At 73.0% G+C, this 13,503-nt stretch carries 9 protein-coding genes and 1 pseudogene; 2 read left to right on the forward strand and 8 right to left on the reverse strand.

The window, feature by feature from the left end; all coding sequences use genetic code 11:
• Nucleotides 1–251: 251 nt before the first annotated feature.
• From ACFZAM_RS16825 to ACFZAM_RS16845, 5 genes and pseudogenes are all read right to left on the reverse strand, one after another.
• Entirely contained in the window at nt 252–2,840 is a 2,589-nt protein-coding gene (locus ACFZAM_RS16825; RefSeq protein WP_391046730.1) for an FtsX-like permease family protein, read from the reverse strand.
• Nucleotides 2,837–3,715 carry an ATP-binding cassette domain-containing protein gene (locus ACFZAM_RS16830; protein ID WP_391046733.1) on the reverse strand — a complete coding sequence of 293 codons (879 nt, stop codon included), beginning with the start codon at nt 3,713–3,715 and terminating at the stop codon, nt 2,837–2,839. The genes ACFZAM_RS16825 and ACFZAM_RS16830 overlap by 4 nt, the downstream gene beginning before the upstream one ends.
• Before the next feature lie 467 nt (nt 3,716–4,182).
• Nucleotides 4,183–4,491, reverse strand: a complete 309-nt coding sequence (locus ACFZAM_RS16835; RefSeq protein WP_355337259.1) for an immunity 53 family protein — start codon at nt 4,489–4,491, stop codon at nt 4,183–4,185.
• A 36-nt stretch (nt 4,492–4,527) separates the two neighbouring features.
• Nucleotides 4,528–4,773: pseudogene (locus tag ACFZAM_RS16840) on the reverse strand (IS5/IS1182 family transposase); the annotation flags it as partial.
• Between the two features lie 214 nt (nt 4,774–4,987).
• Entirely contained in the window at nt 4,988–5,287 is a 300-nt protein-coding gene (locus tag ACFZAM_RS16845) for a hypothetical protein (RefSeq protein ID WP_355337185.1), read from the reverse strand.
• A 412-nt stretch (nt 5,288–5,699) separates the two neighbouring features.
• On the opposite strand from ACFZAM_RS16845, the gene pepN reads away from it, so the two are divergent.
• Nucleotides 5,700–8,273 carry an aminopeptidase N gene (gene pepN, locus ACFZAM_RS16850; RefSeq protein ID WP_355337183.1) on the forward strand — a complete coding sequence of 858 codons (2,574 nt, stop codon included), beginning with the start codon at nt 5,700–5,702 and terminating at the stop codon, nt 8,271–8,273.
• 288 nt (nt 8,274–8,561) lie between these two features.
• On the opposite strand, the gene ACFZAM_RS16855 is transcribed toward pepN, so the two are convergent.
• Nucleotides 8,562–9,884 carry an MFS transporter gene (locus ACFZAM_RS16855; RefSeq protein WP_391046738.1) on the reverse strand — a complete coding sequence of 441 codons (1,323 nt, stop codon included), beginning with the start codon at nt 9,882–9,884 and terminating at the stop codon, nt 8,562–8,564.
• 137 nt (nt 9,885–10,021) lie between these two features.
• On the opposite strand from ACFZAM_RS16855, the gene ACFZAM_RS16860 reads away from it, so the two are divergent.
• Nucleotides 10,022–10,537 carry a MarR family transcriptional regulator gene (locus ACFZAM_RS16860; protein WP_355337179.1) on the forward strand — a complete coding sequence of 172 codons (516 nt, stop codon included), beginning with the start codon at nt 10,022–10,024 and terminating at the stop codon, nt 10,535–10,537.
• 171 nt (nt 10,538–10,708) lie between these two features.
• Here the strand turns inward: ACFZAM_RS16860 and ACFZAM_RS16865 are convergent, their stop codons facing one another.
• Both ACFZAM_RS16865 and malQ read right to left on the reverse strand, forming a co-directional pair.
• A complete protein-coding gene (locus tag ACFZAM_RS16865; RefSeq protein WP_188282296.1) occupies nt 10,709–10,960 on the reverse strand; it encodes a hypothetical protein in 252 nt (83 codons plus the stop codon).
• Between the two features lie 48 nt (nt 10,961–11,008).
• A complete protein-coding gene (malQ, locus tag ACFZAM_RS16870; RefSeq protein ID WP_391046742.1) occupies nt 11,009–13,222 on the reverse strand; it encodes a 4-alpha-glucanotransferase in 2,214 nt (737 codons plus the stop codon).
• Between the last annotated feature and the right edge of the window lie 281 nt (nt 13,223–13,503).

The following is a 13,503-nucleotide window of genomic DNA, read 5'->3' on the forward strand; positions in this document are numbered from 1 at the left end:
GTGGGGGCGGCGGGGGGGCCGTTTTGTTTTGGGGGGTTTTTGGGTATTTTTTTTTGGGGGGGGGGTTTTTGTTTGTTTTTTTTTTTTTTTTTTTTTGGGGGGGGGGGGGGGGGGTTGGGGGGGGGGGGGGGGGGGGGGGGGGCCCCCCCCCCCCCCCCACCCCCGGTACGTACGTGAACAGGGCGGCCGTCTTCCTGACGGCCGCCCTGTCCGCGTGCACCGAACGCGTTCAACTCACCGTGTCCGGTGGGCTATTCGCGGGCCGCGCCCGCCGCCGCCGGGTTGGCGCGCAGCAGCGCGCGGGCCGGAAGGGCCGTGGAGAGCAGGCCGATGACCGTCGCGGCGCCCGCGAGGCCGAGAGCCGTGCCCGGCGGGATGTACGGGCTCGCGCCGGTCAGACCGCGGGCGATCGGGACGAGGGTGATCCACGCGATGGCACCGCCGATCAGCAGCCCGGCCGCGGCGACCAGCAGCGCCTCCAGGCGGACCATGCCGAGCACCTGGCGGCGCGTGGTGCCCGCCAGCCGCAGCAGCGCGACCTCGCGGCGCCGGTCCAGCACCGTCATCACCAGCGTGTTCGCGGCGGCGACCGCGGCGAATCCGCCGAGGACGGCGGCCATGACGCTGTTCGCCCAGGCGTTCAACTCCAGCTCCTTGTCGGCCTGCTGGCGGTACCCGGCGCGGTCGGTGACCGTGAGCCCGGCGACGCCCAGCCGCGACAGGTCCCGCGCGACGGCCGTACGGTCCGCGCCGGGCGCGTCGTGCACCAGCACCTGCGTGTCGTACGCCGTCCGCGCGTGGTCGGCGACCGCCGTGCGCGGCATCAGCAACTGGCCGATGCCCAGGCCGCGTTCGTACGTCGCCACGACCGCGGGCCGCACCCGGGTGCCGTCGCCGAGCCACAGCGGGATCCGGTCGCCGACCTTCACCTTCGCCGTACCGGCGAGCAGCGAATCCACGGCGACGGTCCGGCCGTCACCGGTCAGCGCGCTCAACGAGCCGGTCTTGACGCCCAGTTGGAGGACGTCGGGCAGCTTGCCCGGGTCTCCGGAAACGCCCAGCAGGGACGCGGAGTTGAGCGAGCCGGAAGCCCGGTAGAGCGCGCCGGTGCGCAGGACGCCGACCGCGCCATCCACGCCGGGCACCTTCGCGGCGCGCTGCGCGGTGTCGGCGGGCACCCCCGCGCCGGACGAGCCGAGCACCTGGTCGGCGACGACGCCGTCCTCGATCTGGTGGGCCGCCTCGTGCTTGAGCGAGCCCTGCATGCACAGGAGCGTGCCGCAGAAGGCGGTGACCAGCACGATCGGGGTGATCGCGGAGGCCAGCCTGCGGGCGTTGGCCCGGCTGTTGGCGGCGGCGAGCTGCGAGGCGGCACCGCCCGCGCGCAGCGGCAGGCCGAGCAGCGCGGCGGCGGCCCAGGCCACGACGGGCCCGAGGAAGGCCACGCCGACCATGAAGCAGAAGACGATGCCGAGGGCGACGTTCGCGGCGTCCTCGCCCGTGGTGTGCGCGGCGACGGCGGCCAGGACGCAGCCGCCCGCGACGGCCGCGGCGCCGAGCACGGTCCTGATGACGCCGGGCCTGCGGCGCTCCACCGCGGCCTCGCCGAGCGCCTGGCTCGGCCGGGCCTTCGACGGGCGGCGGGCGGCCAGATATCCGGCGGCCAACGCCGCGAGCAGGCCCGCGCCGACCGCGCTCACCATCGGGATCCAGCCCGTGCTGAGCGTCACCCCGGCCGGGACGGCGTCCCGGTGGACGAGCTGCCTCACCCACCAGCGGGCCAGCGCCACGCCGGGCAGGATGCCCGCGGCGCCCGCGATCGGCGCCACCAGCATCGCCTCGGTCGCCACGGTGCGGCGGATCTGCCGCGGGGTCGCGCCGACGGCGCGCAGCAGCGCGATCTCCCGGCCGCGCTGGCCGATCGCCAGCGCGACGGTGCCCATCACCACGAACACGGCCGTCGCCGTGGCGATCCCGCCGAACGAGGCGCCGATCGCCGTCAGCATCTCCTTGCCCTCGGCCAGCTCCGGGTGCTCGGCGAGACCGCGGCCGTCGCCGGTGCGCACCTTCGCCGGGTCGCCGGGGGCGCCCTTGACCGCGGCCTCCACCTGCCGGGCCAGCTCGTCCGTGCTCACGCCCTTGGCGGGCAGCACGGCGATGGCGTCGGTGCGGCCCGGGTGTCCCGACAGGCGGTCGGCGACGGGGTCGGCGAAGTAGGCCGAGGCGCCGGCCGAGGCGCTTGCTGTAGCGCTTGCCTTGGTGCCGTCTTTCGCGCCGGCGCCGGCGCTGGTCTCCGTGTCGGTCAGGCCCGAGACCTTGTACGTGGTCGCGCCCGTCGGGGTGGTCAGCGTGAGGGTGTCGCCGACGCCGACGTGCGCCGCCCGGGCGGTGGCCGCCGACAGGGCGACCTCGCCCGTACCGGGCGCCCGCCCCCGCACCACCGTGCTCGCGTCGATCGCGTGGGCGGACCAGTCGCGGCCGGTCAGCGGCGGCAGCGTCTTCGACTGCACCGGGAAGGCCGTGTCGGGTACGGCCGCCGACACGCCCGGCGCGCGGGCGATGCGGTCGGCGAGCGCCGTGTCCACGCGGGGCTGGTCCGGCAGCGACGCCGCGTCGCTGTCGGCGTCGTCGCCGTGCCCCGTGGTGATCCGCGCCGACGGGTCGGCCGCCACCACGACGGGCGTGGCCGCGTACCGCACCGGCTTCACATGCGCCGTGATCCCGGTCTGGAGCATGCTGCCGCACGCCGTGATGACGGCGGACGCGAACAGCAGCGCGACGAAGGTGCCCACGAAGGACGCGGGCCTGAAGCGCACGGAGGCGCGGGCCAGGCCGTTCATGCCGCCGCCCCCACCCGTCCCGCGCCGCGCCCGGTCTCGCGCTGGGTCTCGCGCTGGGTCTCGCGCTGGGTCAGTGCCACCATCCGGTCCGCGACCGCCGTCGGCTCGGGGTGCCACAGCTCGTCAGCGAACGAGCCGTCCGCCAGGAACAGCACGCGGTCCGCGTACGACGCCGCCACCGGGTCGTGCGTCACCATCACCACGGTCGCGCCGAGCCCGTTCACCGCGTGCCGCAGCAGCCCCAGCACCTCGCGGGCCGTCCCCGTGTCCAGCGCCCCCGTCGGCTCGTCCGCGAAGATCACGTCAGGCTCCGTGACCAGCGCCCGCGCGATGGCCACGCGCTGCTGCTGCCCGCCGGAGAGCTGGCCGGGGCGGCGCCTTCCGTGGCCTTCCAGGCCCACCTGGGCCAGCAGCTCCGCCACCCGGCGCCGGTCGGGGCGCTCGCCCGCCAGGCGCTGCGGGAGCTGGACGTTCTGCTGCACGGTCAGCGACGGCAGCAGATTGAACGACTGGAACACGAACCCGATGCGGCTGCGCCGCAGCTCCGTCAGCCGCTTCTCGCTCAGCGCGGTGATCTCCACCCCGCCCAGCAGCACCTGCCCGGCGCTCGGCTTGTCCAGTCCGGCCGCGCACTGGAGGAACGTGCTCTTCCCCGAGCCGGAGGGGCCCATCACCGCCGTGAAGCTGCCGCGGGGCAGCCCCAGATCGATGCCGCGCAGCGCGTGTACCGCGGCCTCGCCGCGGCCGTATGTGCGCCGCACTCCTCTCAGCTCCACCGCGTACGGCGCGTACGCCGCGTCCGCCGTGGCCGGCGTGCCTGTCGTTTCGGCGTCCGCCGCCTTCTGTGCCCGCTTTCGTTCGCGCCGCGACGCCATCTCTTTCCCCTCAGCTCAGTTCGTTTTCCGACCCTCTCGACGCTACGGAGCCGCGCTCCCCCGAGCCATGGCGTCCCCTGGCGTCCCCATGGTGGGGACAACCCCCGTCCCGGCGTGACGGCTGCCGCCGTTGTCTTGTCTTTCCCGCCCCGCCCACCCGTGCGGGTGTTTTCTTCGTCTGCGGGTGCCGCTTGTGCCTGGGTCGGTGCCGGTCCGGGGCACCTCCTCGAAATGCGGCTACCTGGTCTCCTGTATCCGGTGCCCTTCTTGTCACCGCATTTCTGCGGGGGCACCCCGGCCCGTCCCCTCCCGGTACGTCGGCGTCCGCCCGCCGGTGGGGGTGGCCGGGGAGGGGGGTGGGTGGGCTCGGGTACGTCGGCGTCCGCCTGCCGGTGGGGGTTGCCGGGGAAAGGGGGTGGGGTGGTCGACCCGTGCTGACAGGGTGACGGCCCCGCCGGTCACATCACTTACTGGACTCTCGCTGTTGCCCAGACCTGGAACAGTGAGAGGGCCTCGGTCAGGTTGCCGGGTCCACACGCGATGTGAAACGCCCCCTCGGCCGTCCGAGTCATCACCCAGTCGTGCTCACCTCGCATGACCCGCTGTGGGGAATACTCCCGGGTCGCCAAGTCCGTCTCCTCAAGATCAATCGTCACGGCCCAGCCCGGGTTGTCGAGCGTCTCGATCTTCACGCCCCATCCGTGTTCCCAGTCGCCATCGCACTGTGAGGCGTACCAGCTCTGCAACCAGTCAAGGACATGCTCGGATTTGGACATAGACGCAGATGCTAGAAGCTGTCCGACGGATCGGGCCCGCAGCCAGAGTCGGATCGCTGCGACGGTGACCATCCCGTGAAAGACATAGGCCCGCTTGTCGTAGCGCGTCGCGACGGCCCTGAAGTGTTTATTCGAGCTGGTTGACCGTGCGCTCGACCGTGTTGCGTCGCTTGTACATCTCCTTGTCGAAGCCGGCGGGTCGGCACCCTTTACCGCCTCGGCTTCGGCGCTTGGCCCGCTGGCCTTTGGGCTCGGGATGGTGTGCTTGATTTGAGTCCTTCGCGACCATGCTCAAGTACGGACCCGGCAAAGGATCCCGTTGATCACCCGCCGGTGATCGCACCAACGGCCGCCCCAACCCCCCCAGACTTCGGCAGAAGCGACTCAAGCCGCATCCACTCGTCGTTGGTCGGATCACCCCGCCGCACGACCAGAACAACGACCACATCATCAGATGGTCACAAAGATCCGCCGGACAGGCCCTAGGCGAATCGGGCTACTGGATGGTGTCGGGAAGGTCTGGGGCAGCGGTGTCGGCTACAAGTTCGGCAAGCTCGAAGCGGTACTCGAATTGCTTCATGTAGCCCTCGACACGGAGGACGTATGTCCGCTCGGAGCACTTGAACGCCTGCCTGCGCCGGGGTTTGCGCACGTCGCGGTCGAAGGTGTTCACCAGGTTGAGGAAGACGCCCGGCGCCTCCTCATGGCTGGCCTCGAACTCGGTGAGGGTGTCAACCCGATAGGGCCCGTGAGGCGAACCGCCGACCGGACTTATCAGGACCATCCATCGGGCCACGCCAGCTCCTCGCCCATCGCATGAGAGTGATCAACGCCCCCATTCCACCCGACCCGGCTGACGATCACCAACAGCCCACCCGCCAGCCGCCCAGAACCCGGCCCCCATCCACCCCCTCCTCCTCAGCCACAGCGGACCGTCGGACGCCGACGGACCGGGAGGGGACGGGCCGGGGTGCCCCCGCAGAAATGCGGTGACAGGGACGGTGCCGGATGAGCAAGAGCAGGCAGCCGCATTTCGAGGAGGTGCCCCGGACCGGCGCCGACCCAGGCACAGGCGGCACCCGCAGACGGAGAAAGCACCCGCACGGGTGGGCGGGGCGGGAAAAGACAAAGCCCTGGCGGCGAGCCGTGGAACGGAAACGTGCCGTGCGAGGATGGGCGTCTCATCTGACGAGAAGGAGTGGGCCACCGTGCCTGGTACGAACCTCACGCGTGAGGAGGCGCAGGAGCGTGCGCGCCTGCTCACCGTGGACGCTTATGACATCGAGCTGGACCTGCGCGGCGCCCAGGAGGGCGGCACCTTCCGGTCGGTGACCACCGTACGGTTCGAGGCCGCCGAGGCGGGAGCGGAAACGTTCATCGACCTGGTCGCGCCCCTCGTGCACGAGGTGGTGCTCAACGGCGAGCCCCTGGACGCGGCAGCCGCGTTCAAGGACTCGCGGATCGCGCTGCCCGGCCTGCGCTCCGGCGAGAACGAGCTGCGGGTCGTCGCGGACTGCGCGTACACCAACACCGGCGAGGGCCTGCACCGGTTCGTCGACCCGGTCGACAAGCAAGCATATTTGTACACGCAGTTCGAAGTACCGGACGCCCGCCGCGTCTTCGCCAGCTTCGAGCAGCCGGATCTGAAGGCGAGCTTCGCCTTCACGGTCCAGGCCCCGGCCGGCTGGACGGTGATCTCGAACTCCCCGACCCCCGAGCCCCCGGCGGACGGCGTGTGGGTGTTCGCGCCGACCCCGCGCATCTCGTCGTACATCACGGCCCTGATCGTCGGCCCGTACGCGTCGGTGCACAGCAGTTGGGAGGGGAACGGCCGCAGCGTGCCGCTGGGCATCTACTGCCGTCCCTCGCTGGCGGAGTACCTGGACGCCGAGGCGATCTTCGAGGTCACCCGGCAGGGCTTCGACTGGTTCGAGGAGAAGTTCGCGTACGCGTACCCCTTCCCGAAGTACGACCAGCTCTTCGTGCCGGAGTTCAACGCGGGCGCGATGGAGAACGCGGGCGCGGTGACGATCCGCGACCAGTACGTGTTCCGGTCGAAGGTCACGGACGCCGCGTACGAGACGCGGGCCGAGACGATCCTGCACGAGCTGGCGCACATGTGGTTCGGCGACCTGGTCACCATGGAGTGGTGGAACGACCTGTGGCTGAACGAGTCGTTCGCCACGTACACCTCGATCGCCTGCCAGGCGTACGCGCCGGGCTCGAAGTGGCCGCACTCGTGGACGAGTTTCGCCAACTCGATGAAGACGTGGGCGTACCGGCAGGACCAACTGCCGTCCACGCACCCGATCATGGCGGAGATCAACGACCTGGACGACGTGCTGGTCAACTTCGACGGCATCACGTACGCCAAGGGCGCCTCGGTGCTGAAGCAGCTCGTGGCGTACGTGGGCGAGGACGAGTTCTTCGCGGGCGTGCAGGCGTACTTCAAGCGGCACGCGTGGGGCAACACGCGGCTGGCGGATCTGCTGGGCGCGCTGGAGGAGACCTCGGGGCGCGACCTGAAGACCTGGTCGAAGGCGTGGCTGGAGACGGCGGGCATCAATGTGCTGCGGCCGGAGGTGACGGTGGCCGAGGACGGTACGGTCGCCTCGCTCGCGGTACGGCAGGAGGCCCCGGCGCTGCCCGTCGGCGCGAAGGGCGAGGCCGTGCTGCGCCCGCACCGGATCGCGGTCGGCGCGTACGACCTGGTGGACGGCAAGCTGGTACGGACCCAGCGCGTCGAGCTGGACGTCGTTGGCGAGTCGACGCAGGTGCCGTTCCCCGCGGGGACGCCGCGCCCGGCCGTCATCCTGCTCAACGACGACGACCTGTCGTACGCGAAGGTGCGGCTGGACGAGCAGTCGCTGGCCGTGGTCCGCGACCATGTCGGGGACTTCACGGAGTCGCTGCCGCGCGCGCTGGTGTGGGCGTCGGCCTGGGACATGACGCGGGACGGCGAACTGGCCGCCCGTGACTACCTGGAGCTGGTGCTGCAGGGCATCGGCAAGGAGACCGACATCGGTGTGGTGCAGTCGCTGCACCGGCAGGCGAAGCTGGCGCTCGACCTGTACGCCGACCCGGCGTGGCGCGACACCGGCCTGGCGCGGTGGACCGAGGCGGCGCTGGAGCACCTGCGGACGGCGGCGCCGGGCAGCGACCACCAGCTCGCCTGGGCACGCGCGTTCACCCTCGCGGCCCGCACCGACGCCCAACTGGACGTACTGGCCGGGCTGTTGGACGGCACGGTGACGTACGAGGGACTGGCCGTCGACACGGATCTGCGGTGGGCGCTGCTGTCCCGGCTCGCGGCGACCGGCCGCGCGGACGAGAAGGCGATCGACGCGGAGCTGGCGCTCGACCCGACCTCGGCGGGCGAGCAGCACGCCGCGGCGGTACGGGCGGCGCGGCCGAGCGCCGAGGTCAAGGCGGCGGTCTGGGCCTCTGTCGTGGAGGACGACAAGCTGCCGAACGCCGTGCAGGAGGCGGTGATCGGCGGCTTCGTGCAGACCGACCAGCGCGAGCTGCTGGCGCCGTACACCGAGCGGTACTTCGCGACGGTGAAGGACGTGTGGGACTCGCGCAGCCACGAGATGGCCCAGCAGATCGTGGTCGGCCTCTACCCGGCTCTCCAGGTCTCGCAGGCCACCCTGGACGCCACCGACGCCTGGCTGGCGTCGGCCGATCCGGCCCCGGCGCTGCGTCGCCTGGTCGTGGAGTCCCGCTCCAGCGTGGAGCGTTCGCTGCGCGCCCAGGCTGCCGACGCCGCCGCCGCCGGCTGACCGTCCGGCCTTCTTGCCACCGGGGCCCCGGACCGCCTTCGCGGTCCGGGGCCCCGGTGCGGCTGCCGCCCTCCTGCGGGTCACCACCCGCCCCGGCGGGGCAGTTCGCTTGTCGCCGGACCACCCGCCGGTGGGGGCTTGTCGCGCAGTTCCCCGCGCCCCTAAAAGCCAGGCCCTGCGCAAGGTGAACGCACGGGGGCCGCGCCCCGAAAGACCAGGTCCCGCGCAAGGTGAACCCACAGGGGCCGCGCCCCGGAGAGCCACGTCCCGCGCAAGGTGAACCCATGGCTAGGCCGCGAGGGCCGGGGGCGGACAGGGAGGCACTGGGCAAGGGGGCGCCGGGAGGGGGGCGAGGCGGACCGCGGCAGCGGGAAGGCGGGGCTCGAGGCGGAGGAGAAGGGCGGCGGCGCAGAGCGCCGTGAGGGTGAGCAGGGCCCAGGGAAGCCGGGCGTCGGCGGCGAAGAGGGCCGTGAAGAGCGAAGGGGCGAGGGTCGCGGCCAGGGACCAGGAGAGCTGGTAGGTGGCCATGTAGCGCCCGCGCAGAGCCTCGGGGGCGGCGGCGACGGCGAGCGCGCTGGAGGACGGATTGTGCACCAGTTCGGCGACCGTGTAGAGCGCCACCAGTGCGAACACCCCACCGGCGACGGCCCATCCGGCCTGCGGCCGTACCGTGCCGAACACCCCGAGCCCCACGAAGGCGGCGGCGAAGATCACCGCGCCGAGCGCGGCGGACCGGGTGCGGCGGGCGCCGCGCCCGCGGACGCGCCCGGCGACGTGGACGCCGCCGACGGCGCACAGCACGGTGTTGACGGTGAAGGCCGCGCCGGTCAGCGACTGCGGGCCGTTCAGGGTGCCCGCGATGAAGAGCGGGAAGAGCACGGCGAGGGCCGAATAGCCCAGCGCGGTGAGGAAGTTGGCGGCGGTCAGGCCGAGGAAGGCCCGGTCGGCGAGGACGAGCCGGTAACCGGCGGCGGCGGGCCGCTCGGCCGTCGCGGAACCGTCCGGCACCCGCGAGGCGCGGATACTCCGTATCAGCAGGGCGGCGACGCCGAAGCTCAGCGCGTTGAGCCAGGCGGCAGCGGTGAAGCCGCGGTCACCGGCGACGGTGATGACCAGCGAGGCGAGCAGCGCCCCGGCGCCGAGCCCGGCGTTGCGCAGGGCGCGGGCGGCGGCCTGGAGGCGGTCGCGGTCGACGCCGCTCGCGACCTCGCCGATGTACGTCTGCTGGACGGCGGGGAAGGCGCGGTCGCCGAAAGCGGTGCCGAGGGCCACGACGGCGAAGGCGGGCAGCGAGGTCGCGAAGGGATAGAGCGCGAATCCGGCGCCGCGCACCCCGTAGAGCAGGAGTTGGACGCGGCGGGCGCCGTAGCGGTCGACGGCGGTCCCGGCGAGCGGCAGGGCGCCCATGCCGATGAGTCCGACGACGGTCAGGACGGCGCCGACCACGGCGAAGGAGAGCCCGGTGATGTGGTGGAAGAAGACCAGGCTGAAGGGGATGTACATCCCGGAGCCGACCGAGTCGACGCCCATCGCCCCGAGCAGGGCCCGCTCCCCCGGAATCCGGGCGACGGCGGGTCGTGCGGTGGTGGCTCGCGTACGCGGCAGCGACATGGTGAAGCTCCCCGATCCCGGTTCCGGTTCCGAACGAAGGCCGACCGGTCAGGTCGACAGAAGATAGCTTAGCGCTAAGCTACTTACTTGTAAGCTACTTTCTTGCCGTCGAGCGACCCCGCCCCGATACTGAGGCCATGACTCAGGAACCCCTCGACGTCGTCGACGCCATCACCGGTCAGTGGAAGTCCGAGCGCCCGGACCTCGACACGCTCCCGATGGCCGTCTTCGGCCGGATCTACCGGATCGCGCGCCTGATGGGCGACCGGATGGAGAAGGAGTACCAGCGGTACGGCATCGGCCGCGGCGAGTTCGACGTGCTGGCGACGCTGCGCCGCTCCGGCGAGCCGTACACCCTCTCGCCCCGGCAGCTCTCGGCCGCCCTGATGCTCACCACCGGCGGGATGACCGGCCGGCTGGACAAGCTGGAGCGGGCCGGGCTGCTGGACCGCGCGCCCGATCCGAACGACCGCCGCGGTCTGCGCGTCTCCCTCACCGAGAAGGGGCTGCGGGTGATCGACCAGGCGGTCGGCGCCGGGCTCGCCCTCCAGAAGGCGACGCTCGACGCCGTCGAACCGGCGCAGGCGGAACAGCTCGCCGACCTGCTGCGGCTGCTGCTGGCCGCGTCGGCGGAACCGGGCGCCCGGCGCTGAGACCCGCCACCCCCAAACCCGTCACGCGCAGACCCGACACCCCCAAACCCGCCACGCGCAGACCCGCCACCCGCCCGCGCGCCCGACGCCGCGCGGGCAGCACAAAGCCCCCTGGCGCGCCGGGAAGTCCGGCGCCGAGGGGGCGAAGGGGCCCGAGGGCCGAGTGCGCGGCTACTGCTTCGGGTGCTCCTGCTCCTTGCGGGTCTTGTCGGTCACCATGACCAGACCCGCGATGACCCCGAACAGGACGAGCGGGGCGAGCACGAACAGGCTGAGCGTCTCGATGACGCTCAGGCCGGAACCCGGGTCGTCGCCGTCGTCGCGGGCGAGCGCGAACGCCGGGGTCGACATGAGCAGCATGAGCGTCGTACCGGCGGTGATGACTCCGGCGCGCACGGCCTTCTTGGTGAGCTTCTTGTCCACGCCCTCAATGTAGTGAAGCCCCTCACGGGCCGCGCGCCCGGGGTGTCCTTACGGGTGTTCCGGGCCTTCCGGGTGTTCCGCCGCCCCGGCCCCGGCCACGACGGCCGCCCCGCTCCCGGCCGCGACGGCCGCCCCGGCCCCGGCCCCGGCGGTCGCCGCGCTCCCGGCCGCCGCCGCGACCGCCGTGTCCCCCGCCTCCGCCATCGCCTGCCGTACGTCGTCCACGAGCGCGTACAGCCGCGGCGAGACGGCGATCCGGTCCAGGGTGAGCGGGGTGCCGTCGGCGTCGGCGACGGGCAGCCGCCAGTTCGGGTACTGGTCCCAGGTGCCGGGCAGATTCTGCGGGCGGCGGTCGCCGACCGTGTCCGGCAGCCAGATGCCGACCATGCTCGCGGGCGTACGCGCCAGGAAGCGGTGAACGGCCTTCACCACCGCCTCCTCGTCGACCGCGCCCTCCGGCAGCAGCCCGAGCCGGCCGAGCAGCGCCAGCCACTCCGCGACCTCGGCGGCGTCGGCCGCCTCCTCCTCCGCGAGCGGGCGGGTCAGCAGCCCGAGCCGGTGCCGCAGCTCGACGTGTTCGCCGGTGAGCCGGGCCGCCGTGCTCGGCAGGTCGTGGGTGGTGACGGTCGCCAGGCACGACTCGCGCCACGCCTCGGGCAGCAGCGGACGGCCGTCGCCGCCCTCGGGCCCGGTCCCCTCGTAATCGCGTTCGAACCACATCACCGAGGTGCCGAGGATGCCGCGGCCCGCCAACTCCTCGCGTACGCCGGGCTCGACGGTGCCCAGGTCCTCGCCGATCACCACCGCGCCCGCGCGGTGCGCCTCCAGGGCCAGCAGGCCGAGCATCGCCTCCGCGTCGTAGCGGACGTAGGCACCCTCGGTCGGCGGGCGGCCCTCCGGCACCCACCAGAGCCGGAACAGCCCCATGACGTGGTCGATCCGCAGGCCGCCCGCGTGCCGCAGCATCCGCGCGATGAGGTCGCGGTACGGCGCGTAGCCGGTCGCGGCCAGCGCGTCGGGGCGCCAGGGCGGCAGACCCCAGTCCTGGCCGCGGGAGTTGAAGGCGTCGGGCGGCGCGCCCACCGACATGCCCGTGGCCAGGACGTGTTGCATGGACCAGGCGTCGGAACCGGCCGGGTGCACGCCCACGGCCAGGTCGTGCACGACGCCGATGGTCATGCCCGCGTCCCGCGCGGACCGCTGCGCGGCCCCGAGTTGGGCGTCGGTCAGCCAGCTCAGCCAGCAGTGGAAGTCGACCCGGTCCATGTGCTCGCTGCGGGCCCGCGCGACCTGCGGCGAGCGCGGGTCGCGCAGCCCCGCGGGCCACTTGTGCCAGTCGGCGCCGTGCAGTTCGGCCAGGGTGGACCAGGTGGCGTGGTCGTCGAGGGCCTGGCCCTGCTCGGCGAGGAAGTCGACGTAGGCGGCGCGGCGGCCGGGGCTCAGCGGCACCTCGCGCAGCAGCTCCAGGGCCTCGGCCTTCAGCGCCCAGACCGCGTCCCGGTCGATCAGCGCGTCCTTGAGCAGCACGGTGTCGCGCAGCGCGGCGGCCCTGCGGGACAGCGCGTCGGCCTTCTCCCTGGCCTCGCCGGACAGGTACGCGTACTCCGGCACCTCCTCGATCCGCAGGTACACCGGGTCGGGGAAGCGGCGGGAGGACGGGCGGTACGGGGAGGGGTCGGTGGGCGGGCCGGGGACGGCCGCGTGCAGCGGGTTGATCTGGACGAATCCGGCGCCCAGCGTCCGTCCCGACCAGGCGGCGAGGTCGGCGAGGTCACCGAGGTCGCCCATGCCCCAGGAGCGCTGCGAGAGCGTGGAGTAGAGCTGCGCCATGAAGCCGAAGGCGCGTCCCGTCGGGCCCGCCAGCCGCTCGGGCGCCACGATCAGGTCGCCTCTGGAGGTACGTCCGTCGGCGGTGGCCGCGCGCAGCGCGTACCGCCCCGGCGGGGGCGTCACGGCGGGGTCCAGCGCCTCGCCCGTCTCGGTCTCGACGGTGAGCCGGGTGTCCTCGGGCAGTGCGCGCAGCGTCTGCGCGAGTGTGCCGCGGCCCGATCTGAGCACCGTGCACGGCGGGAGCAGCCGGTTGGCCCGGCGCGTCTCGTACGCCGTGAGGGCGGACTTGACCGCGCTGGGCGTCGAGGCGTCCACGCCGAGCGCCGCGAGGACGGCGACGACCGTCTCCTCCGGCACCGGGACCTCCCGCCCGGGTGCCGGCCGGTACGTCACGTCCACGCCATAGAGCCCGGCAAGCCGCACCCGGTCCATCGGGCCTCCGCATTCGTCAGTCAAGGGGTTGATCGGTCGGTCACGCGTCCTCGCTCGCACGGGTTTGTCCCGGGAGCCGCACTGACCCCTACCCCGACGCCGCGCGCTGTACCCGGAGGCGCGCCGCGCCGCTCGTTCGAGGGGAGTTCCGGAAGGCGGCCCGCGGCCCGTCCGCGACGCGCCGAAAGGGCCGCCCGTGGCCCTCCCGCCCCTGCCTGCGGAGGAAGGCGGCGGAAGGCGGCGGCGAGGCGACCGGGAGGCGGACGGAAGCCGGCGGCAAA

Source organism: Streptomyces sp. NPDC008079 (assembly GCF_042957385.1).
In the GTDB taxonomy this organism is placed as follows: Bacteria; Actinomycetota; Actinomycetes; order Streptomycetales; family Streptomycetaceae; genus Actinacidiphila.